The sequence below is a fragment of the Croceicoccus sediminis genome, from assembly GCF_007570835.1.
Taxonomy (GTDB): domain Bacteria; phylum Pseudomonadota; class Alphaproteobacteria; order Sphingomonadales; family Sphingomonadaceae; genus Croceicoccus; species Croceicoccus sediminis.
This window is the reverse complement of the sequence record NZ_SUNC01000001.1, coordinates 600,149-624,252: the sequence shown is the minus strand read 5'-3', so window position 1 is coordinate 624,252 and position 24,104 is coordinate 600,149. Positions and strand designations below refer to the sequence as shown.

Here is a 24,104-nt window from a genome sequence, read left to right as displayed (position 1 = left end):
CAATGTGGGGATTGAGGCCATGACGACTATCGGTGGCAACACGCGCAAGGCAAAGGCCATGCGCATCGGGCGGTTCATGCTTGGCGGTTCGGTCGCGGCGGCGGCGCTTGCGGCGATCAGTCCGGCTCATGCGCAAGTCAATGCCAACGGTGTCGGCCAGTTCGGCACCGACAGCATCGTCAACAACGGTTCGACCACGACGGTCACGATTACGCCAACCGAGACCGAGGCGTTGATCGACTGGACCGCGACCGATGCCGACGTCTTCCTGGACGAGACCTCGACGCTCGCGTTCCAGAGCGGAGGCCCGCAGTACACGGTGCTGAACCGGATCACTCCGGTTGCAGGCACGACCAATCCGCTGGCCATCGACGGTTTCGTCAGCGCGACTTGGGGCAACGGGCAGAGCAATGTCTGGTTCTACAATCCCAATGGCTTCGTCGTCGGCGGGTTTGCGACGTTCGACGTCAACGGCCTTGTCCTTTCGGCCAGTCCTATCCAGCTGGCCGGTGACGGCACGCTGCCCGATCCGGGCACGCCGATTACCTTCGGTCAGGCGATCAATCCCGATGCCTCGATCACGTTCTTGCCCCGCGGTGACAGCGATCTGCAGCTGAGCGCGCAGCAAAGCTATCTTGCCGTCGTCGCGCCGCGTATCCAGCAGAGCGCGAACATCAACGTGAACGGTTCGGTCGGCTATGTCGCTGCCGAAGCGGCCACGATGACGATTTCCTTCGGCATCTTCGATGTTCAGGTCGATGTCGGCACGACCGATGCGAACGGTATCGTCCACGACGGGTCGACCTTCGGTCCGGCGGGAACCGCGACTGACCCAAATCATCGTCAGTATTTCGTGACCGTTCCGAAGAACGATGCGGTGACGATGCTGCTCTCGGGCAACGTCGGCTATAACCCGGCAGCCTCCGCGGGTGAAGTCGACGGGCTTGTCGTCCTTTCGGCCGGATATGGTTTGACCGGCGGTGGGATCGATCTGGATACGCCATCGGGCGATGCCTCGATCCTGGTCGACGGGCTTAATTCGTCCAGCGAGATCAACGCCTTCGCGACGAACAATATCACGATTTCCGATGCAGGCGGCATTGCCAACGTATTTCAGGACAATGCACTGTTCGGCGCTTTCAATTCGCTGGATGTGACGCTTTCGCAGTCGCTCGCCACGCTGGGTGAAGCGGCGTTGCAGGTGCAGGGCGACCTGTTCCTGTTTGCAGGGTTCAATGAAGCGACCTCGGGTGCACTGTCGATCGACGTGACCAACGGGGCATTCATGTCGGTGTTCGGTGACCTGCTGGCCAGTGGTCGCTCGACGCTCGATGCGACGGTCGATACCGGCGGAGCGATGCTGGCCGATGGCGACATCCGGCTGATCAGCGCGCGTTCGGGCATCGGCAATATCGTTTCCGGTGACGTTACGCTTACGGTTGTCGACGGGACGGTGGCGGCCACCAATCTGTACCTCGAAAGCCTGGCCTTTTCCGACGGCACGGCAACCGCCGGTTCGGCGACGCTGGCAACCACTGGCCCCAATGCCTCGATGCAGACGATCAACGTCGCCCACGTCTGGGCGTTGGGCATGGGCGGCGACGGCAATCCCGACGGTGCGTTCGGCACTGGCGGAACGGCGCAAGTGCTGATGCAGGATGGCCAGATGCTGTTCGGCCTCGACTCGATCGAGGCGGTAACGCTGGATATCCGCGCCGATGGCGGTGCGGGTGCGCGCACCGATGCGGCAGGAACGTTGGGCGGATCGCAGGGTGGAACCGCGCTGCTTTCGGTCAGCGGCGGCGACCTGCAGGCGGACGGAATTTCGGTCTATGCACGCGGGCTTTCCCATACGCTCGACAATGCATTTAACATCGTTGGCGGGCGCAGCGCAGGTGACGGTTTCGACGCCGCGGGCGGCAGCGCCACGGTGTCGGTTACGGGCGGCACGGTCGGCTCGTTCAACTTTCCTGAAGGGGTGAGCCTCGACATCTCGGCCACTGGCTATGGCAGCTCGGCACGCGGCTCCGCGATTGCGGGCGGCGACGGCGGATCGGGTCAGGGCGGCACGGCGCAATTCCTGCAGGCGGGCGGTTTTGCGCAAGTCGCGACGCTGGACGTGAACGCCAGCGGCATGGGCGGTGCAGGGTCGAACCAGAATGTCGAGGGCTTCGAGCCTGTCGGCGACGGCGGTGACGGTACGGGCGGCACGGCGCTGGTGCGGATCGACGGCGGCACGCTCAACATGTTTGGCGGCATCGCCATCCGCGCCGAAGGCAATCCGCGCAGTCCGGACCCGGTGCTGGGCACGCAAGCCGGGCAAGGCGGTTCGGCGCAGGGCGGCACTGCGGGCACGGGCGGGACGGGCACGGGCGGATCGGCCTCGCTGATCGTGGCGGGCGGCGACATTCTGGGCCAGATCGCGAACGGCTTGCCCAGCCCCTTCGGCGTGACGGTATCCGCGGCCGGTTTCGGCGGCGATGGCGGCACTAACGATCCGTTCTTCTTCGCAGCATTCGGCGGCACGGGCGGTGACGGTCTTGGCGGCGATGCGCTGTACGAATTTGCCGGTGGCTCGAACGAGGCTTCGATCATCGACATCGGTGCGGCGGGCCTGGGCGGCGCTGCGGGCAGTGACGGATCTGGCGGCGATAGCGGCCAGTTCGCCGGATCGAACGGCGGGTCGGGCTTTGGCGGCAGCACGACGCTGAACGTCCTGGCCGATCTCGACACGACCGCGGGCGGGCCCATGGGCCAGTTCATCACGCTGATCTCTGACGGCGTCGGCGCAGATGGCGGTGACAGCGATACGGGTAATGCGGGCACCGGCGGGAATGGCACGGCGGGATCCGCCTCCGTGATCGCCGATGGCGCGGCACTAACTTTCGACAGCCTGTTCCTGTACGCTTACGGCAATGGCGGATCGGGCGGTGATGCGGTCGGCACGGGTGCTGACGGCGGCGCGGCAGGCTTCGGCATTGGCGGCGACATTCGCATGGCCGCGATCAACGGCGGCGCGCTCAATACCCTGACTCCGCTCTACCTCGATGCGAGCGGCTTTGGCGGTTTCGGCGGATCGGCAGCGGACGGCACAGGTGGCGCCGGCGCACTTGGCAGCGGCGGCACGGTTATCTTCGAGACGCTGGACGGGGCGATAACGCACGATTTCCTTGGTATCTATGCCGAAGGATACGCTGGTGAGGGCGGGTTCGGCACGGTTGCGGGCATTGACGGCGATGCGGCCGGCGGTGCGATATTCATCAACGCGGCGGGCACCGGTTCGATCTTGGGTGGCGGCCTTAGCGCCTATGCCGACGGCATATTGGTCGAATCGGTAGTCGCGGGCGGCACCATCGCGCTGACCGACACGTCCAGCGGTACGGTGCAGTTCGACAGCCTGTTCTTCGACAACGGATATGACGCGGGCTTGCAGGAGGGCGGGATCACCGTGACCTCAACCCTGAACCCGATCACGGTTCTGGGCACGGCGCAGTTCTTCACCTCGGGCGACTTGGTTTTCCAGGCGGGCAATGGCGGAGGCTTTGTCGCCGATACGCTCGACGCTTTCGCGACCGGTGCGATCCGCTTCTTGTGCCTGACGGCGACCTGTACCGAACAGATCGCAGGCGCAAACGGGATGACGCTCGTCGCTTCGGGCGAAATCCTCGCCGACGGGCTCAGCTTCGGATCAGGCGGCGCGACGAGCGTGATCGTGGACGGCGGAGACCTGACGCTGACCGGCTCTGCCACGGCATTCGGCGGGCCGCTCGATCTTTCGATCAGCGGTTCGCTGCTTGGCACGGGCACGGTTTTCTCGTCCGGCGATCTTGGTCTCACCGTCGGCGGCGATATCGATATCGGCACGATGCTGGTGGGCGGGCAACTGGTCCAGTCCGGCGCGATCGGCGCGCCGGTGCCGACGCTCTACACCACGCCGGGCACCTTCAATGTCGGCTCCCTCTCGCTCGGCACGACGAGCGTTATCGAGGCGGGAACATCGATCGCGCTGGGCGATGTCCAGACCGCGGGGAACGCCCTTTCGCTGTTCGCACCGGGCGCGGTGACGATCGGCACGGCGTCGAACATCTCGGCGCTTACGGTCGATGGCGCGTCAATCGGGTTCGGCACGCTGGTCATCGATGGCCCGGTCGGCATGACCTTGGCAGGCGACGTGACCGGCGGCACCATTGATGCTCTGGGCGATGTGACGATCCTGGCGGGCGGCGCGCTGCTTGCGGACGGCATCGCGGCCGGGGGGGCGGTCCTTCTCGACGCGAATTCGATCACACTGGGCGCGGTATCTGCGCTGGGCGACATCGATGCGACCTCGGCGCAGGACCTCGTCTTCACGGCGCTGGGCGCTGGCGGTGCGGTGTTGCTGACTTCGATCGGCGGTAACGTGACCGGCGGTTCGGTGACGGCTGGCGGCGATGTGGTGATCGATGCGGCGGGCAATCTTTCGGCCACGGCCATCGATAGCGGCGCTTCGGTTATCCTGACGGCGAATACGATCAGCGGACTTGGTCCGGTCACGGCGGTTGGCGATATCGATGTGCTGGCGGCGGCGGAGCTGACGTTCACTGCGCTCGATGCGGGCGGAGTGGTCTCGCTGACTTCGACCGGCGGTGACGTGACCGGCGGTTCGGTGACTGCGGGCGGCGATGTGGTGATCGATGCGGCGGGCAATCTTTCGGCCACGGCCATCGATAGCGGCGCTTCGGTCATCCTGACGGCGAACACGATCAGCGAGCTCGGTCCGGTCACGTCGGTTGGCGACATCGATGCGTCGACGGCGGCGGGGCTGACTTTCACTGCGCTCGATGCGGGCGGAGTGGTCTCGCTGACCTCGACTGGCGGCGATGTGACCGGCGGTTCGGTGACGGCTGGCGGCGATGTGGTGATCGATGCGGCGGGCAATCTTTCGGCCACGGCCATCGATAGCGGCGCTTCGGTCATCCTGACGGCGAACACGATCAGCGGGCTCGGTCCGGTCACGGCGGTTGGCGACATCGATGCGTTGACGGCGGCGGGGCTGACTTTCACCGCGCTCGATGCGGGCGGAGTGGTCTCGCTGACCTCGACTGGCGGCGATGTGACCGGCGGTTCGGTGACGGCGGGCGGCGATGTGGTGATCGATGCGGCGGGTGTGCTCTCCGCAGATGCGGTCAGCAGCGGCGGCACGGTCTTCGTGACGGCGGCCTCGGTTGCAGGCCTCGGTCCTGTGGGCGCAGCGGGTGACGTTTCGGTATTCACCACGGGGGCACAGGCGGTCGGGCCGGTGACATCTGGCGGCATCGTCACGCTCGTGGCCGATGGCGGCGATGTCCTCTTGTCCGGCCTCATCGATGCGGCCGGCGACATTACCGTCATCACCGGTGGCGACATTTCGGGTGGTTCGCTGGTGAGCGGCGGATCGCTCTACCTCTCGGCCAATGCGGTGCTTGGCATCGACGCGTTGAGCGCGCCTCTCGATATCTCGGTCTTCACCAATGCCGGTCAATCCTATTCCGCGATCACCGCGGGGCAGGGCGTCAGCCTGTTCTCCGCAACCGGCGCGATCAGTGTAGCGGATCTTGTCGCGGGCGGGCTCGTCTCACTTTATGGCGCCGACATCGACGTCGCATCGTCTGGGGCGTTGAACGTCACGGATGCGACCGGATTCGATGGCAATGTCGCGATCACCACGACAGGCGCGCTGGCGGTGTCGTTCGCCGAGGCGAGCGGCGATATCGTGCTGACCTCGACCGGGGCAAGCGTGACGGTGGGCGACTTGTTCGCAGGCGTCGCGCCGACTTCGCCGAGCGGCCAGAGCGGCCAGAGCGGGCAGGCGGTCGTCATCCCGGCCCTTGGCGCAGGCAATATCGCGTTGACCGCGGCAACGGACGTCAACGTGCTGGGCACGGCTCTTGCCGCCGAGCTGTTCGGCATCGACGCGGGCAATCTGGCCAGCATCGACGGCACGGCCAGTGGCAGGCTCGTCTATATCGAGGCGGCCGACCTCGCCGTCGGCGCACTGGCGCTGATCGGTAGCGCGACGGGTACGGACGATATCTCCATCGTGGCGACGGGTAATGCGGCGCTGGGTGCGGGCGTGGCTTCGCCGGGCTTCCTACTCGACGCGGCGGAACTGGCGCGGTTCGCGTCGGCGGGCGGTTTCTCGCTGAGCGCGGGCGGCACGCTGGCCGTGGGCGACGTCAGCCTGGTTGCAGGCAGTAGCGCTGTCGGGAGCGGCGGGACCATGGCCCTGATGGCGGCGGGTAACGTCACCGTTTCGGGCGGGCTCCTGCTGGGCAATGCGGACGGGGCGATGCTGATGATCGACAGCGGCGGCGATCTTTACGTGAACTCGGCTGGCGGTTCGATCCGCGTGCGTTCTGGCGGGGTGCAGGCGGGTAGCCTGATGCTGTCCGCAAACACGATCGTCGCGGGCAGCGCGCAGACGCTGTCCGACATCGCCACGCTGGACTTCCCGGAACTGACCGACGCGCTGGGCGCGGTGGATGGCGGCGACGGGCGCAGCCTGATCGAAGGCGGTTCGGTGCTCGTCGATGCGGGCGGGTTCTATGTCGCAAATACCGGGGCCGACACATCGTTCGATGCGCGGCGCGGCATCGTGGCCGACAGCATGACGGTGACCAATTCGGGCGGCACGATGCCTTTCGTGGTCATCAACGGCGTGGTCGCGGGCGAAGTGGGGCTGGACACAGCTTTCGCCATCGCCTTCCCGCTTTCGGCAGTGCCCTATTCGTCGGTCAACGGCTGTTACATCGGCTTTGGCGGGCTGTGCGGGCCGACCATCGATATCGAACTGGTGAAGAAAATCATCAACGAGGAACCGCCGCACTCCGTGTTGGACGGAGAGCCGCGCTCAACCATCGAGACCCGCATCATCACCATCGAGAAATCGACGCCCGAAGGGTTCGAGCCGCTGATCGATGAGCCGGTGACGGGCACCGGCAACGACGACTTGTGGGAAGACAGCGCGCTGGATGGAAAGCAGTGCCCTGTCGATGTCCGCCAGGACGAGTGCGAGGAAGAAGACGGCGACCAGTGACAGGCCGCGCCCGGTCGGTGCTTGACCGGGCGCGCCTTTCATGGGCAGAGGCGCGCGCATGACTATGGCCGCAGATCACCCGCTGACCCTGTTCAATTCGCTGACCCGAAGCGTGCAAGCCTTCGTCCCGGTCCATGCCGGTGAGGCGCGGGTCTATTCGTGCGGGCCTACGGTCTATAACTATCCCCACATCGGCAACATGCGGGCCTATGTCTTTGCCGATACGCTGGGCCGGGTGCTGACGTGGAAGGGCTATGACCTGACCCATGTCATCAACATCACCGACGTCGGCCACCTGACCGATGATGCCGACGCGGGCGAGGACAAGATGGAAAAGATGGCGGCGGCGAAAGCCCAATCCATCTGGGACATCGCGCGCCATTACACCGAGGCTTACTGGGCGGACGTAAAGGCGCTGAACATCCGACAGCCGGCCAAGTGGACGATCGCTACCGACTATATCGAGGAAATGCTGGAGTTCGCGAAGACCATCGCGACCAGGCACTGCTACGAACTCGACAGCGGGCTCTATTTCGATGTCTCGACCGTCGCCGATTACGGCAGGCTGGCCCGCGCCGTGACCGAGGAGGGAGAGGGCCGGATCGAGGCGGTGGACGGCAAGCGCAATGCCGCCGACTTCGCGATCTGGCGCAAGACGCCTGCGGGCGAAAAACGGCAAATGGAATGGGACAGCCCGTGGGGCCGCGGCGCGCCGGGCTGGCATCTCGAATGCAGCGTGATGAGCGGCAAGGTGCTGGGCTTTCCCTTCGACATCCACACCGGCGGCATCGACCACCGCGAAATCCACCACCCGAACGAGATCGCGCAGAACCAGGCCTTCTGCGAATGCGGCGCGCTGTCCGATGCGGCCAACAGCGGCGCGAACATCTGGATGCACAACAATTTCCTGGTCGAACGGTCGGGCAAGATGAGCAAGTCGAGCGGCGAGTTCCTTCGCCTGCAATTGCTGATCGACAAGGGCTATCACCCGCTGTCCTACAGGATGCTGTGCCTGCAGGCGCATTATCGCAGCGAACTGGAATTCAGCTGGGAAGGGCTGGGCGCCGCGCTGGTGCGGTTGAAGCGGCTCTTGGGTTCGGCGCGAAACCTGCTGGAACTGGTCACCGACGGTGCGACGCTGGAATCGGTGCGCGCGACGGTCACGCACCAGAAGCTGACACCGCTGGTGGACAAGTTTGACGCGGCTCTGTCCGACGATCTCAACACGGCGGTCGCACTGACCGTTCTGGAAGAGGCGGTGGCCGTGAAGAAGGTGGACGCCGAGCAGAAGGCGTCGGTTGTCGGCGCGATGCTGTCGGCACTGGGCCTGCCGCTGATCGCGCGTGAGGAATTGCGCATCCGTCCCAAGGGCGCGACGATCGAGGAAAGCGAGATCGAGGCCGCGATGGAACGGCGCAAGGTCGCCCGCGCGGAAAAGGACTTTGCCGCGTCCGACGCCATCCGCGACGAGCTTGCCGTCAAGGGGGTCGAGGTGATGGACGGCGATCCGCTGGGTTGGGAGTACAAGCTGGGCTGACCGGCCGTCACGGGAGTAAATCCCGTGACGTCAGACGGGCTGTCGCCCGCTGGCCGGCCCGACCCCTCTCGCTTCCAAACTTCGGAGCGCTTCGCGCCCCTAGCTTGGGCGCGGGCTAAGGTCGGGCGTATCCGCGCGTTCCATCAGTGCGACATCGCATTCCGCGCCGATCAGGACTACGTAGCTCGTCAGCCATAGCCATGTCAGCAGGACGACCACGCCGCCCAAGGCACCGTAAGTCGCGTTGTAGCTGCCGAAGTTCGAAACGTAGAAACTGAAAGCCAGCGTGAGCAGGGCGGCGACCACTGCCGCAAAGATCGAGCCGGGCGAAAGCCAGCGCAGCGGCGGGGTGTCGCGGGCCGGGGCAAAGTGGAACAGGAGCGCGATCGCGAAGGCCATTGCGACGATCAGGATCGCCCATGTTCCGAGCTGGCCCAGAAGTGCGACGACCGAATTGTTCGGCGCGACGAGCGCTTGAAGCGCGCTGAACGCACCGAGCCCGGCAAACAGCAGGACCGCGGCAAGGGTGCCGCCCACGGTGATCGCGAGCGCGGTCAGATTCTTGCCGATGAACCCGCGTCCTTCGGGGCAGCCGAACGCGACATTGAGCGCGATGATCATCGACCCAGCCCCGTTGCGCGCGCCGAAAAGAGCGAATGCGAGAGATACGAGGAGGCCGAGACCCTTCGATTTGTTTGATTCCTGGACAACGGCCTTCAACTGGCCGCCGATGATGTCGGCTGCCGAGGAAGGCAGGCTGTTCGACAGGGCAGCGACGTGTTTCGCGACCGTCGCCGGGTCGGCAAGAAGTCCGTAAGTCATGACAACTGCAGCCAAAAGCGGCACGATGGCGAGGAAGGCGTAGAACGCGACCCCGGCGGCGATGAGGCCCATGTTGTGCTCGCTCGCCCGGGCCCAGCCGCCCTTGATCACCGATATCCATGCTTTCGGTGAAAGCTTCGTTGGTGAACCCTTGCGGTCCAGCCCCATATCCCATGTGCGCTCAGTCATTGCCTTATCAAAAGCATGGGGCGATCATCAGTTCCGCCGGATCGCGGTAAAGCAGGTGGGCGCAGGCGCCGAACGGTGTTAGGCATTGCCTCAGAAGCGATCGATCAAGGGGGGACGTATCGTGACCGACAAGCAGAAAGCATCAGATCTTTTCATCGAGTGCCTTGAAAACGAAGGCGTCGAATACATCTTCGGCGTGCCGGGTGAGGAGAACCTCGATTTTCTCGATTCGCTGTCCCGGTCCGACAAGATCAGGCTGATCCTCACCCGCCACGAACAGGGCGCTGGATTCATGGCCGCGACCTATGGCCGCCATACCGGCAAGACCGGCGTGTGCCTTGCAACGCTTGGCCCCGGTGCGACGAACTTCGTGACGGCAGCCGCCTATGCCCAGCTTGGCGGCATGCCGATGATGATGATCACCGGCCAGAAACCGATCAAGAAATCGAAGCAGGGCCGTTTCCAGATCCTTGACGTAGTGGCCATGATGGGCCCGATCACGAAATACGCGCACCAGCTGGCCAGCAGCGACAACATTCCCAGCCGCGTGCGAGAGGCGTTTCGCCTGGCCGAAGAGGAAAAGCCCGGCGCGGTCCACCTTGAGCTGCCCGAAGATATCGCCGACGAACACACCGACAGCCGCCCGATCGCACCCAGCGTCGCACGCCGCCCCAGTGCAGAGCCCAAGGCCGTGCGCCTTGCCGTGGCCGCGGTGGAAAAGGCAAAGGCCCCGGTGCTGGTGATCGGCGCGGGCGCGAACCGGAAGATGACGGGGCGTATGCTGCGCCAGTTCGTCGAAAAGACCGGTATCCCGTTCCTGACCACGCAATTGGGCAAGGGCGTGATCGACGAACGCCACCCGCTGTTCCTGGGCTGTGCGGCGTTGTCTGCGGGTGATTTCGTGCACCGCGCGGTGGAAGATGCCGATTGCATCATCAACGTCGGCCATGACGTGATCGAAAAACCGCCCTTCTTCATGAAGGACGACGGCGTCACGGTCATCCACCTGTCGACCAAGTCGGCGGAAGTGGACCCGGTCTACTTCCCGCAGATCGAGGTTATCGGCGATATCGCCAACGCGATCTGGCAGATGAAGGAAGACATCGTCCCGTCCGGCGCATGGAATTTCGATCACATGCTTGCCTATCGCAAGGCAGAGGTCGAGCACACCAGGCCGCTGGCCGACGATGCACGCTTTCCCATATTCCCGCCGCACCTGGTGCAGCAGGTGCGCGCCGCCATGCCCGAAGACGGGATCATCTGCCTCGACAACGGGGTCTACAAGATCTGGTTCGCGCGCGGGTTTACCGCCTATCTTCCCAATACCGTCCTTCTCGACAATGCGCTTGCCACGATGGGGGCGGGCCTGCCCAGCGCGATGATGAGCGCGATGCTCTATCCAGACCGCAAGGTCATGGCGATCTGCGGCGATGGCGGGTTCATGATGAACAGCCAGGAGATGGAAACCGCCGTGCGGCTGGGGCTCAACCTCACGGTTCTGATCCTGCGCGACGATTCCTACGGCATGATCCGCTGGAAACAGGCGAACATGGGTTTCGAGGATTGGGGCCTGACTTACGGCAATCCCGATTTCGTGGCCTATGCCGAAAGCTATGGGGCAAAGGGGCACCGGGTCGAAAGTTCGGACCATCTCAAGGAGGTCCTGGCCCATTGCCGCGACACGCCGGGCGTGCACCTGATCGACTGTCCGGTGGACTATAACGAAAACGACCAGATCCTGAACCACGACATCAAGGAACTCAGCGCCAGCCTGTGAGCCTGTTCGGGACCGGAGGAACTACGTGACCAAACTCAAAGATACCTATCCGCTTTATCTCAACAACAAGGCGGTGCAGCCCAATACCGACCTTGAGGTGACCGACAAGTTTACCGGGAAGGTCGCATTCCGCACCGCGCTGGCGACACCTGATGTGATCGACGAGGCGATCGCCGGGGCGACCCGCGCGGCGCCCGCGATGGCAAAGCTGGCCAGTTTCGAGCGGCAGGGCGTGCTCGACCATTGCGTTGCCCGTTTCCGCGAGCGGTTCGACGAGCTGGCCTATGCCCTGTGCGTAGAGGCGGGGAAGCCGATCAAGGATGCGGAGGGCGAAGTCACGCGCCTGATCGACACGTTCCGCATCGCCAGCGAAGAGGCGACACGCAATTACGGCGAGGTCCAGCCGCTCGACATTTCGGCCCGCGCCAAAGGGTACATGGGCATGTGGAAACGCGTGCCGATCGGCCCGTGCAGCTTCATCAGCCCGTTCAATTTTCCGCTGAACCTTGCCGCGCACAAGATCGCGCCCGCCATCGCGATGGGCTGTCCCTTCGTGATGAAGCCGGCCAGCATGACACCGCTGGGCGCGATCATCATGGGCGAGATCCTGGCCGAATGCGACGTCCTGCCCGAAGGCGCGTTCTCGATCCTTCCGGCCAGCCGCGACGGCGCGGACCTTTTCACGACCGACGAACGGCTCAAGCTGCTGTCCTTTACCGGCAGCCCCGACGTGGGCTGGGCGTTGAAGGCGAAGAGCGGCAAGAAGAAGGTGATCCTCGAACTGGGCGGCAACGCGGCGGTGATCGTCGACCATGATGCCGATCTCGACCACGCGCTCGAACGCATCATCTTCGGCGCGTTCTATCAGTCGGGTCAGTCCTGCATCGGCGTGCAGCGGATCATCATCCACGAAGACATCTACGATCGCTTCCGCCAGATGCTGGTCGAGAAGACGAAAACGCTGGTCGCGGGCGATCCCAAGGACCGCGACACTTTCATCGGCCCGATGATTTCAGAGAAAGAGGCAAAGCGTCTGGACGACTGGATCCAGGCGGCCGTGGATGGCGGCGGCAAGCTGCTGGTCGGTGGCAAGCGGGACGGCGCCATGCTTGAGGCGACACTGCTGGAAGACGTGCCCGAAGGCTGCGACGCCGTTCGCGAAGAGGCTTTCGGGCCGCTGGCGATCCTTTCGAAGTTCAGCGACTGGGACAAGGCGCTGGCCGAAGTGAACGACAGCAAGTTCGGCCTTCAGGCGGGCCTGTTCACGCGGGATATTCACAAAGTGCTGGACGCCTGGGACGAGCTGGACGTGGGCGGGATCGTCGTCAACGACGTGTCGTCCTATCGAGTCGACAACATGCCCTATGGCGGGGTGAAGGATTCGGGTCTGGGCCGCGAAGGCATCCGTTTCGCGATGGAAGACATGAGCGAAATCCGGAACATGGTGATCAGAAGGGCCTAAAAACGCCACGTGCGGGTTGAAAAATCGGGGCTGGCCACGCTAGGCTGATACACGGGCAGGGAAGGGGCCGCATGTCTTGCGGCTCCTTGAGTGGGGGAACAGGTGTGGGACACACAGCGACGGGGCTGGCGCGTATCGTGAATGGCTTTGGCCTGACGCGAACGGCGAAGCTTGCGATCCTGGCCTGTTTCCTGATGGCCGCCGCCGCGCTCGGGGCCAGCTTCGTGCTCGCCCCGCAACCGGCAGAAGCGCAGGCTGCCGATCATTCCGACACGATGAAGCGTCACCTTGGCGTTGCGTCCTGCGCGGGCTCGACGTGCCATGGCCGCTCGCTGGGTGACGGCGTTCCCGTGCGGCAGGACGAGCTTCAGCTCTGGCAGGAGGAATCGTCCCCCACCGGCGCGCACAGCCGCGCCTATCGCGTCCTGTTCGAACCGCGGGGCAAGGACATCATCCGCCGCCTCGGCCTCAACGACGCGGGCGTGGCGCGCGACTGCCTTGGCTGTCATGCAGAGCCCGGCGCGACGCGGCTCGAAGATGCCGTTGGGTGCGAGGCTTGCCACGGCGATGCCGGAGGCTGGATCGCGGGCCATTATACCGTCGGGGCGACGCACGAACGCAATGTCTCGCAAGGGATGACCGACCTTGTCGATCCGCAGACCCGCGCGGGCGTGTGCCTCGACTGCCACTTCGGCGGCACGGCCAAGGGGCAGTTCGTCCACCACCGGATCATGGCCGCAGGGCACCCGCGCATCTCGTTCGAGCTGGACCTGTTCTCCACTCTGCAACAGCACTGGAACGTCGATGCCGACTATGTCGAGCGCAAGGGCCGCCCCAATGCGCTGCAGACATGGGCGGTGGGCCAGGCAGAGGCGCTGAACCGTTCGCTGTCGCTGTTCGAAAAGCCGGGACTGGCCAATGACGGGCTGTTTCCCGAATTCTACTTCTTCGACTGCCATTCCTGCCACCGCCCGATCTATGACGGGGCGGACGCGCGGGCGAAGAAGGTGGCCAACCCCTATCGCCCGATCCCGACGGGCTATCCGCCCTATAACGACGAAAACATGATCATGCTGGCCGCCGCCGTGCGCGTTCTCGCGCCCGATCTGGCGGGTGGCTACGACGCGCAGGTAAAGCGGTTCCACGCCTCGATGGCGCAAGGGCGCGATGCCGCCGTGGTGGAGGCTGCGCGGATGCGCGCGATGGCCAAGGACCTGTCGCGCCGCTTTGCAGGGTCCGCCTTCACGGACCAGCAGGGCTTTGCCATGCTGGACGCGATTGCCAGCGAAGCGGTGGCGGTCCGCTACACCGATTATGAAGGCGCGGTGCAGTCGGTCATGGCGATGGACACGCTGCTGTCCGGCCTTGTCGCGCAAGGGGCGGTGACCCCTGCGCAGGCAAGCTCGCTGCGGCTCGACATCAACCGCGCCTATGCCTCGGTGAAGGAACCGAACAGCTTCGATCCGCTGGCCTTCCGCGCCGCCTTGTCCAGCGCTGTGCGCGCCGTTCGGGGCATGCGTTGACGATGCGCCGGATCGCGGCACCCTTGCCGATCCTCGCGGCCTTCTCGCTCGCCCTGTCGGGTTGTGGCGGGGGCGGGGACGGCAATTCGGTCGGCGGCGTTGCGCCGACGCCCACGCCTTCTCCGGTAAGCGGCAGGCTCTATGCCGATCCGGCGCAGGAATCGCTGTCGGCCACCGACGTTCAGCAGATCATCGCGCAGGCCGTGGGCGAGGCGCAGGCACGCGGCCTGCCCAGCACGATCGCGGTGGTGGACCGGGTGGGCAACGTGCTCGCCGTCTTCCGCATGAACGGCGCGAACGACGACATGGTGACGAGCGCGTTCATCCCGTTCCTGAATGCACAGAACGATCCGCCGATTGACGCACAGGGGCTGACCATTCCGTCCGCGGCGGGCGCCATCGCAAAGGCGATTACCGGCGCTTACCTGTCCAGCGGCGGCAACGCGTTTTCATCTCGCACGGCCAGCATGATCGTGCAGGAACACTTTCCCCCTGCGCCGACCACGCCGGGGCTGGAATCGGGTCCGCTGTTCGGGGTCCAGTTCTCGCAATTGCCCTGTTCGGACCTTGTCGCGCGGGCATCCGACGGACTGATCGGGCCGAAGCGGTCGCCGCTGGGCCTGGCCGCCGATCCGGGCGGCTTTCCGCTGTACAAGAACGGTGTCGTCGTAGGCGGCGTGGGCGTGATGGGCGACGGGGACTATGGCCTTGATCCCAACGTGCTCGACGTCGATACCGATGCCGAGGAATATATCGCGCTGGCCGCGATACAGGGGTTCGCCCCGCCAGAAAACATCCTGGCCAACCGCATCACCGTTGATGGCACGACACTTCGGTTCTCGGACGCAAGTGTCGGCAATCTCGCCGCGCTGCAGACGAATTTTGCAGCCATAAACGGCACGGCTGGCGCGTTGATCGCGATCAATGGCTATACCGACGGCACCCTGATCGCGGGCACGGCGTATGGCACCGAAGCCTCTGGCATTCGCAGGGCAGGCATGTCCGAATTTACGAACGGCGATGCCTTCGTCCTGACCGATGGAGCGGGTACGAACCGCTTCCCCGTGCGCGCCGCGACCGACGGGGCCGCCCATGCCCAGCCGCTGACGCAGGATGAGGCGCAAGCGATCCTGGAAGAGGCGTTCGCAGTGATGAGCCGTGCGCGCGCGCAGATCCGCCGCCCGGTCGACAGCCGCGCACAAGTCTCGATCAGCCTGGTCGATACCTACGGCGAAGTGCTGGGCGTCGTGCGCAGCCCCGATGCACCGATTTTCGGCACCGACGTTTCGCTGCAGAAGGCGCGCACGGCGGCGTTCTTCTCCAACCCGGTCGCGGCGCAGCAGATGCTGGCGAACCCGGCCAGCGCGCCCTTCGTTCAGGCGGTGCGCGATTTTCTCGGTGATCCGAATGCGCTGACCGGCACGTTCGCCTTTGCCGACCGCAGCGGCGGCAACCTTTCGCGTCCCTATTTTCCCGATGGCGAACTGGGCCGCCCGCACGGGCCGTTCAGCCGCCCGGTCGAGGATTTCAATCCCTTCGCAACTGGGCTTCAGGTGCAGCTGATTGCGGGCAACCTGTTGCAGCACGTCGGCTTCGTGCTGGGCCAGAATGCCGATACGCCGCGCCAGTGCACCGGCATTCCGGCATCGCCCACGGGGCAGGTGCGTCTCGCCAACGGTATCCAGATTTTCCCCGGTTCTGTCCCGGTCTATCGCGACGGCGTGTTGGTCGGCGGCATCGGCGTGTCGGGTGACGGCATCGACCAGGACGACATGATCAGCTTCCTCGGCGCGAACAACGCCGGTGATCGGACGGGAACCCTCGGCAACGCGCCCAAGGACATCCGTGCAGACAGGATCGTGGTCGACCTTGGCGATGCGAAAGTGCGGCTGCGCTATATCTCCTGCCCGTTCGCGCCGTTCCTCGACACTGACGAACAGAACGTCTGCGAGGGGCTGTGATGGGGCTGGTCTTCGCTTTCGTCTCGCCGCTGGCGCTGATCGCGATGCAGGCAGCCGAACCGGTCGACGCGCCTGCGCCGGCGGCCCCTGTCTTGCAGGACGCGGAGGACGTGCCGATCGACGATCGCCGCCGCCCCGGCGTGCCGAGTGAGCTTCCCGATCCCATCGTCCAGCAGAACGACGGCGCGGTCCGCGCCCCGCCGCCAGAGGCGTTCTATTCCAAGTATGACGGAACCGAAGGTGACCTGACGCTTGACGTCGCGGTGCCCGATCGCGCGCGGATTACCTCGTCGTTGTGTCCCAAGGGCGGCGACACCTCGATCTATGCGCTTTACCCGAACCTTGCGGCGATGTGCCGGTCGAAGCTCGACCCGTTTCATCACAACCTGTTGAAGGGCGACCATCCGCTGGGCGAAAAGCGGCCCGGGTTCCTGAAGGGCGATGACTGGTACCTGATCCTGACCGGGATTTCGGACACGGTGGTCGAGCCGCGCAGCTTTCCCATTCCCGTGGGCGTGCAGACGACGAACCGGCCCGACAGCCTGGACGTGTTCGGGCGCAGCGACAGCCTCGTGCTTGCACAAACCTTCATCGCAGGCGTTTCGCTTCTGAAGGGGATGACTGCGTTCAAGCCGCCGACGGTGGAATATCGCGTGACGGTTGCGGGGCAGTACAACTACGTCGACGTGCCCGAACGCCGCGTGCTTGAGGTTGAGCCGAGCGAGGACAGCGAACGCTACGACTTCTTCATCGGCCTGCAGGAAGCGTTCGTCGATTATCACATCGGCCGGTTCGACACGAAGCGGTACGACTTCTTCTCCGTCCGCGCCGGGATACAGCCGTGGCAGTCGGATTTCCGTGGTTTCCTGTTTCAGGACAACCAGTTGGGCCTTCGTTTCTTCGGCAACCGCGACAACAACCGCTGGCAATTCAACGCCGCCGCGTTCTGGCGGGTGGAGAAGGACACGAACACCGGCCTTAACGACATCACGCAAAGCCCGCGCGACGATTACGTCTTTACTGCCAATGTCTATCGGCAGGATTTCCCCATCGTCGGCATGACCAGCCAGCTTTCGGTGACCTACAACATGAACCGCGAGGCGGGCGACATCGAGGTCGACAAGAACGGCTTTCCGGTTCGTCCCGCGCTGCTGGGCAATCTGCGCGGGCGGGATTACGACGTCGTCTATCTGGGCCACGCCATGGACGGGCACTTCGGCCGGGTGAACGTGACGACGCAGCTTTACGGTGCCTTTGGCGAGGACCGGAACGACATCTTCACAGACGATGCCTCGAAAATTCAGGCTTTCTTCGCCGCGGCAGAAGCGAGCTACGACGTCGACTGGCTGCGTTTTCGCCTGTCGGGCCTTTACGCCAGCGGGGACGACGATCCCTATGACGGCAAGGAAGAAGGCTTTGACGCGATCTTCGAAAACCCGGTCTTTGCAGGGGCCGACACGTCGTACTGGATCCGCCAGACGATCCCGTTTGCAGGCGGCGGACGCGCGATTGCCGTCAACGGGCGCAACGGCATCCTGAATTCGCTGCGGTCGAGCAAGGAGCAGGGGCAGTCGAACTTCAACAATCCCGGCACGATCCTGCTGGGCGCGGGGGTCGATGCGGACCTTACGCCCGACATTCGCGTCTCTGCCAACTGGAACCACTTGTGGTTCGACAGCACCGAAGTCGTACAGGTGCTGCGTTCTGAGGGTTCGATCCCCAAGGCGATCGGACATGACGTATCGGTCGCGGGCATCTGGCGGCCATGGGCGAACCAGAACGCGGTGATCCGCCTGTCGGGCGCGGTGTTCGATCCGTCCGACGGCTTCGGCGACCTGTTCGTGGCGCGGGGCCGCGATGACAGGTTTTACTCGGTCCTCGCCAACGCGACGTTTGCTTTCTGATGGCCGCAATCATGCATACCAGCCGCGCTTCGGCTCACCTTGGCAGGATCTTCCTGATCCTCGCCGCGATCCTGCTTCCCGCGGCGCTCATGGCTGCGGGCGGAGAGACGCCGCAGAATGTGAAGCACACCCGCGCCGCGCCCGCGCCCAAGGGGCAGCCGGGCAATACGCTGGCCGAAAACTGGGCCTACGTCGATCAGCAGAACACCGGCTGCGTATCCTGCCACACGGCGACCGATCACAAGACAATGCACGCCAGCCCTGCCGTCGTGCTGTCCTGCGCGAATTGCCACGGCGGCGATGCGACGATCCAGGCCGCGCCCGAATGGCCGCATGACGGACTGGACTACATGGCCGCGATGAAGGCCGCGCATGTCCTGCCGAAGTATCCCGCTGGCTGGAACTGGCCGTCGAGCGCGAACCCGGAACGGTCATACGCGCTGCTGGCGAAGGAAAGCCCCGAATTCGTCCGCTTCGTGAACCCGTCGGACTACCGCGTGGTGCGCGATGCCTGCGGGGCCTGCCATATCGAGATCATCGAGGCATCGGAACGCAGCCTGATGTCGACCGGTGCGATGCTGTGGGGCGGGGCCGCCTACAACAACGGAATCGTGCCGTTCAAGAATTACATCTTCGGCGAAAGCTATACCCGCGACGGCGAACCTGCGCTGGTAAAGAGCGCCAGCCGTGAGATCGGCCCTGATGGCAAGCCGATGTGGGGCACGGTGAAAGAGGATGAGAAAGCGCGCGGCGCGCTGCCAATTCTCTATCCGCTGCCGATGTGGACGACGGTGCCGCCCGGCGACGTGTTCCGCGTGTTCGAGGATGGCGGCCGCACGATCAATCCGCAGTTTCCGGAAATCGGCCTGCCCAATTCGACCGGCCTGATCCAGCGGCTGGAGGAGCCGGGCCGACCGGACCTGAAACAGTCCAATCGCGGTCCTTCGACCGGGCTTCGCGTCGCGATTCCGGTTCTCAACATTCACAAGACCCGCCTTAACGATCCGTTCCTCTACCAGATGGGCACCAACGACCAGCCGGGCGATTACCGTTCATCCGGCTGTGCGGCGTGCCATGTCATCTATGCCAACGACCGCGAACCGCGCCACTCGATGAACTATGCCCAGTGCGGGCGCGACGGGCAGACGGTGACGGCGGACCCGACGATCAATTCCCTGCGCGAAGGGCGGCACCTTGAAGGCGCCTACGGCACTTACGACGCGGCGGAACACGAAGCGCACGGCAAGGTCGCCGGATCGGTGCTCGACACGCATCACGGCGCGAAGGGATACACGGGCAAGGAAGGGGCGAGCGAGGCCGATTGCCGCACCGCGACCATGTCCGCGCAGCAGGTCGCCTTCGGCCCGGCAGAGGGCGTTGCGCCGCACGGCACGGCAAAGGCCCACGCGATGGACAAGGCCGAAGCGCACGCCGCCGCGGGGCTCGACGAACATGGCCATAAAGCAGGGGGGCAGGCGGGTCCGGTCCCGTTCAACGAACGTGAGCGCGGCCACCCGCTGGCCCATACCTTTACTCGCGCCATTCCGACCGCGCAGTGCATGAACTGCCACATGCATCAGCCGAATATCTTCCTGAATACCTACCTCGGCTACACGATGTGGGATTACGAAAGCGATGCGTCGCAGATGTGGCCCGGACCGGAAAACACCGCCCCGCGGCCCGAGGGGATGAGCGACGAGGAATACGCGGCGCTGTTCAAGGAACAATACTATCCGACCGCGAAGGAAAAGCGCGAAGTGCTGGATCGCAACCCCGAAGGCGCGTCGCCGTCGGGCCTGTGGCGCGATGTCGAATTCCTGCGCAACGTCTACGACCTCAACGAAACGAACCGGGACACGCAGTTCGCCGATTACCACGGCCACGGCTGGAACTTCCGCGCCATTTTGAAGCGTGACCGGCGCGGCAACCTGCTCGACGCAGGCGGCGACATGTCGAGTTACGGCACCGATACCGCGCATATCGTCGACGAAGACGATCCTGAAAAATGGCGCAGGACGGGTGAGGGCAAGTTCGTCCCCGCCGGCGATAATCCGGGCAAGTCGGTCCACATGATGGACATCCACGCCGAAAAGGGCATGCAGTGCGCCGATTGCCACTTTGCGCAGGACAGCCACGGTTCGGGCCTGATCTACGGCGAAGTCGCCAATGCGGTCGAGATCGGGTGCAAGGACTGCCACGGTACGGCAGACGCCTATCCGACGTTGAAGACCAGTAATCTGGCCGCGCCGCCCGAAGGGCATAACCTTGCCCTGCTGCGCAACATGGACGGCAAGCCGCGCTTCGAATGGTTCTCCGACGACAGCGGACGCAAGGTGCTGATCCAGCGGTCGATCATCGATCCCGATCTCGAATGGCAGGTCAGCCTGGTGAAGGATTCGGTCGATGCACGCTGGCAGGGGGTGACCGATACGCTGGGCAAGCCGGTCTTCAACCCGAAGGCGGCGCGTGCGAAGCTGATGTCGAAATCGGCGGCGGAAACCGGCGAATACACGTTTGGCACCGGCGTCGCGAAGGCGGGCCGCGCGCATGACGACGACGACATGGCGTGCTTCACCTGTCACCTTGCCTGGACGACGAGCTGTGCCGGTTGCCACTTGCCGATCGAGGCGAACTGGAAATCGGGCGTGCACAAGTACGAGAACGAGGACACGCGCAACTACGCGACCTACAATCCGCAAGTCGCGCGCGACCAGATGTTCCAGCTGGGCCGTCATCAGACGACGAAGACCAGCGGCGAGCCGGGCAAGGCGTTGATCGCTCCGATCCGTTCGACCTCGGCGCTGATCCTGTCGTCGACCAATATCAACCGCGAACGCATCTATGTGCAGCAGCCTCCGATCAGCGCGATCGGCTATTCCTCACAGGCTTTCGCGCCGCACTTCCCGCACACCGTCCGCAAGGAAGAGACGAAGCAGTGCACCGACTGTCATGTGAGCGAGGAGGAAGACAACAATGCGATCATGTCGCAGCTGCTCTTGCTTGGCACCAACTACGTGAACTTTGTCGGGTTGCACGCTTTCACCGGGCTTGAGGACGGCTTCGAAGCGATCCGCGTGACCGAGTGGGACGAGCCGCAGGCAGTGATCGGGTCGTATCTTCACCGTTATGCTTATCCCGATTATTGGCGCGCTCATGTCGAGGATAACGGCCGCGAACTGAAGGAATGGACTCGCGGCCCGATCGCGGACGCAAACCTGTCGGGCGAGACGAAGCAGCGCGAGCTGTTCCGCAATGTCGTGCAGGGGACGCCCGATGCGGTTCGGTGTCTGCAGATGCGCGGCGAATACATGTTCGTGGCGCAGGGCAAGGGCGGTTTTTCGGTCTATGACATTGCGTCGGTCGGCAACAAGGGCTTTTCCGAGAGCATCGTCAGTGCCCCGTTCAGCCCGCTGGGTCATGATACGCGGGTGAAGACGAAGAACGCGACCTGTATGGCGATCCCGACGAACCAGGCGATCGCGCCCACGCGCAACACGCCCGAACTGCGCGACGCGAACCAGGAACAGCCGTTCAGCCCGGTTTATTCCTATGCCTTCGTCACCGACAGCGAAGAAGGCCTGATCGCGGTCAACGTCGACACGATGGCCGACGGTCAATTCCGCAACAACTTCCTGTCCCGCGCCTTCACCTTCAATCCCGACGGCGTACTGACGGGTGCGCGGCACATCACGCTGGCGGGCGACTATGCCTATGTCGTGACAGACCGCGCACTGGTGGCGGTGCACTTGCCCAAGCCCTGGTCGCCAAGCGCGCCATGCGAGGTATCCGCGAAGAAAGGCGGTGAAACCTGCCTCGACCCCAAGGTGACGAGCGTGGTGCCGCTGAACGATCCGCGCGCGACGGCGATACAGTTCCGCTATCTCTGGGCGACGACGGCGAACGGGCTGGAACTGCTCGACGTGACCGAGCTTGCCAGGCCGAGGCCGGTTGCGGGGGCGACCGTTCCGCTGGCCGATGCACGCCGCGTCTATCTTGCGCGCACTTTCGCCTATGTCGCGGCAAAGGCCGAAGGGCTCGTGATCGTCGACATCACGGCGCCGCTTCGGCCCAAGATATTGGAAAAGTTTACCGCCGGCGGCACGCTGACCGATGCGGAGGACGTGATCGTCGGCTCCACCAACGCCAGCGCCTTTGCCTATGTCGCGGACGGCGTGAATGGGATGAAGGTCCTGCAACTCACCGACTTTGAACGCACCCCCGGTGTCTATGGCTTTGCGCCGGTGCCCAAACCGACGCTGATCGCCTGGGCAAAGACGCCTTCGCCCGCATTGGCGCTCAGCAAGGGTCTGGACCGGGATCGCGGTGTCGATGAAACGGGCGGACAGATCGCGGTATTCGGCCGTTTGGGCAGTCGCCCGTTCCGCCGGGACGAGATGGAGCGCCTGTTCCTCAATGCGAAGGGCGAGGTCTACCGCGTGTCCAACCGCGTCGACATGGGCCAGTGGGTGGGGGCACGAACCCCCACCGCCATCGCCCGGAACTGAGCCCCCGGGGACTAACCTTCCTCGAGCAGGAGCAGCTCGATCTCCACCCGCATGACGGGTTCGGGCAGCATCGCGTGATCGACCGACAGGACTTGCGCATCGGCGACGAGCTGGCCGGGAATGACGAATTCGTGATCGGGAAGCTGCGCGATGAGGTGCTCGCCCGCCTCCACGGCGGGGCGGCCTGAAAAGGACATCGAAATCGTGTGCCGCGCGCCTGCGAAAGTGATGCTGGCCCAGGGGACTTCGCGGTGGATGACGACTTGCCCGTGTCCGGATGCCAGCGTGCGCAAGGCGGCCTCGATCCGTTCTGCGGGATAGCGGCGGCCCTTCGCCGGGGAGGGGGACTGGTCAGCGAACATTGATTGGCTCCTGTTGGCAGGGATTGTTCTTGGCATAGTTGTTCATGAAATGTTCCACCCGTATCACCATGCGGCGACGGGGTTCGCGGCCATTGCGCATGTCGAGCACGAGGCGCGGATCACGCACCGAGAGACGCCCGAACTTGGTTGCCGGCATGCCCGTCCGGCGAAGAAACTTCTCTATTTCCCGAAGCAACAAGGCGACCCTCCTGTTTGATTCGCTGTAGGAATAATCCCGAAGTGACGGTTCAAATCCTACTTGTCTAGGAAAAATACATCGTGTAGGAACTGGAGCATGGTTAATGATCCGGCACGAAACAGACTGGTCGAACTGGCAGAGCAGCGCGGCGCCTCGCTTTCGGCGCTGTCGAAGCTTATCGGCAGGAATACGACTTATCTTCAACAATTTATAAGAAAGGGCAGCCCACGAAAGCTGGAAGAGAACGACCGGCGTACACTGGCGCAGTTCTTTGGCGTGGACGAATCGGAACTGGGTGCCCCCGATGGGCCGGAAAATTCCTACGTTCCGGCAAAGCCGCCGCGTAAAAGCTGGATCGCGATTCCCAGGCTGGCCCTCGGCGCATCGGCGGGGCCGGGCGCGCTCGCGGACGATGACGCCCCCGTGGGGCACCTCGGCTTTTCGGAAGGCTGGCTGCGGGAAATGGGCCTGACGCCCAATGCTCTGACCGCTTTGTCGGTCGCAGGCGATTCGATGGATCCGACCCTAGCCGACGGGGACGAGATCCTTGTCGCCCGCGTTGACGGCCAGTTTGGCGGCCGGCTGCGCGACGGCATCCACGTCATCCGCCGCGACGGCACCCTTATGGTGAAAAGATTGCTGTTCGAACGCGAAGGCCAGGTCGCGGTGATATCGGACAACAAGGCCTATCCCTCGGACCACGCGGTTTCGCTGGAAGATGTCGAAGTGTTGGGCCGCGTCGTGTGGAAGGGTGGGCGAATTTAATAGGCGCCCAAGTTGCTTTCGTCGTCAGGCCTGTGGGTTGGCGG

General features: G+C 64.4%; 12 protein-coding genes. 9 read left to right on the top strand and 3 right to left on the bottom strand.

Translation table 11 applies throughout. The features are described 5' to 3' along the window. The first annotated feature begins 19 nt into the window (after positions 1–19). Entirely contained in the window at positions 20–7,054 is a 7,035-nt protein-coding gene (locus tag FAX90_RS16865; protein ID WP_170234834.1) for a hypothetical protein, read from the top strand. A gap of 64 nt (positions 7,055–7,118) precedes the next feature. Next, positions 7,119–8,591 (top strand): cysteine--tRNA ligase, encoded by a 1,473-nt coding sequence (gene cysS / locus FAX90_RS02775; RefSeq protein ID WP_420810961.1) that lies wholly within the window; start codon positions 7,119–7,121, stop codon positions 8,589–8,591. Between the two features lie 99 nt (positions 8,592–8,690). Here the strand turns inward: cysS and FAX90_RS02770 are convergent, their stop codons facing one another. Next, entirely contained in the window at positions 8,691–9,602 is a 912-nt protein-coding gene (locus FAX90_RS02770) for a YihY/virulence factor BrkB family protein (RefSeq protein ID WP_144095322.1), read from the bottom strand. Between the two features lie 121 nt (positions 9,603–9,723). Here FAX90_RS02770 and FAX90_RS02765 point away from each other — a divergent pair, with 121 nt between their 5' ends. From FAX90_RS02765 to FAX90_RS02740, 6 genes are all read left to right on the top strand, one after another. Continuing rightward, positions 9,724–11,379 (top strand): acetolactate synthase large subunit, encoded by a 1,656-nt coding sequence (locus FAX90_RS02765; protein WP_144095320.1) that lies wholly within the window; start codon positions 9,724–9,726, stop codon positions 11,377–11,379. 25 nt (positions 11,380–11,404) lie between these two features. Next, positions 11,405–12,841 carry an aldehyde dehydrogenase family protein gene (locus FAX90_RS02760; protein ID WP_144095318.1) on the top strand — a complete coding sequence of 479 codons (1,437 nt, stop codon included), beginning with the start codon at positions 11,405–11,407 and terminating at the stop codon, positions 12,839–12,841. Positions 12,842–12,945: 104 nt separating this feature from the next. Beyond that, entirely contained in the window at positions 12,946–14,364 is a 1,419-nt protein-coding gene (locus FAX90_RS02755; RefSeq protein ID WP_240704684.1) for a cytochrome c family protein, read from the top strand. Between the two features lie 2 nt (positions 14,365–14,366). Then, the gene (locus tag FAX90_RS02750; RefSeq protein ID WP_144096807.1) at positions 14,367–16,325 is read left to right on the top strand and encodes a heme-binding protein; all 1,959 of its coding nucleotides are present in this window, start codon (positions 14,367–14,369) and stop codon (positions 16,323–16,325) included. Next, the gene (locus FAX90_RS02745) at positions 16,325–18,229 is read left to right on the top strand and encodes a hypothetical protein (protein WP_144095316.1); all 1,905 of its coding nucleotides are present in this window, start codon (positions 16,325–16,327) and stop codon (positions 18,227–18,229) included. Before FAX90_RS02750 ends, FAX90_RS02745 begins: the two co-directional genes overlap by 1 nt. Then, positions 18,229–22,734, top strand: coding sequence for a multiheme c-type cytochrome (locus FAX90_RS02740; RefSeq protein WP_240704683.1), 4,506 nt, complete (start codon positions 18,229–18,231; stop codon positions 22,732–22,734). The genes FAX90_RS02745 and FAX90_RS02740 overlap by 1 nt, the downstream gene beginning before the upstream one ends. 11 nt (positions 22,735–22,745) lie before the next feature. Here FAX90_RS02740 and FAX90_RS02735 read toward each other — a convergent pair whose 3' ends face one another. Both FAX90_RS02735 and FAX90_RS02730 read right to left on the bottom strand, forming a co-directional pair. Further along, positions 22,746–23,096 (bottom strand): hypothetical protein, encoded by a 351-nt coding sequence (locus tag FAX90_RS02735; RefSeq protein ID WP_144095314.1) that lies wholly within the window; start codon positions 23,094–23,096, stop codon positions 22,746–22,748. After that, positions 23,086–23,295, bottom strand: coding sequence for a hypothetical protein (locus tag FAX90_RS02730; protein ID WP_144095312.1), 210 nt, complete (start codon positions 23,293–23,295; stop codon positions 23,086–23,088). The genes FAX90_RS02735 and FAX90_RS02730 overlap by 11 nt, the downstream gene beginning before the upstream one ends. A 96-nt stretch (positions 23,296–23,391) precedes the next feature. On the opposite strand from FAX90_RS02730, the gene FAX90_RS02725 reads away from it, so the two are divergent. After that, positions 23,392–24,060, top strand: coding sequence for a S24 family peptidase (locus FAX90_RS02725; RefSeq protein ID WP_144095310.1), 669 nt, complete (start codon positions 23,392–23,394; stop codon positions 24,058–24,060). Positions 24,061–24,104 lie beyond the last annotated feature (44 nt).

Bases quoted from the DNA above. Each gene is read 5' to 3' on its own strand.
- FAX90_RS16865 (WP_170234834.1), top strand. From the start codon at position 20: ATGACGACTATCGGTGGCAACACGCGCAAGGCAAAGGCCATGCGCATC.
- cysS (WP_420810961.1), top strand. From the start codon at position 7,119: ATGGCCGCAGATCACCCGCTGACCCTGTTCAATTCGCTGACCCGAAGC.
- FAX90_RS02770 (WP_144095322.1), bottom strand. From the start codon at position 9,602: ATGACTGAGCGCACATGGGATATGGGGCTGGACCGCAAGGGTTCACCA.
- FAX90_RS02750 (WP_144096807.1), top strand. From the start codon at position 14,367: ATGCGCCGGATCGCGGCACCCTTGCCGATCCTCGCGGCCTTCTCGCTC.
- FAX90_RS02745 (WP_144095316.1), top strand. From the start codon at position 16,325: ATGGGGCTGGTCTTCGCTTTCGTCTCGCCGCTGGCGCTGATCGCGATG.
- FAX90_RS02740 (WP_240704683.1), top strand. From the start codon at position 18,229: ATGGCCGCAATCATGCATACCAGCCGCGCTTCGGCTCACCTTGGCAGG.
- FAX90_RS02735 (WP_144095314.1), bottom strand. From the start codon at position 23,096: ATGTTCGCTGACCAGTCCCCCTCCCCGGCGAAGGGCCGCCGCTATCCC.
- FAX90_RS02725 (WP_144095310.1), top strand. From the start codon at position 23,392: ATGGTTAATGATCCGGCACGAAACAGACTGGTCGAACTGGCAGAGCAG.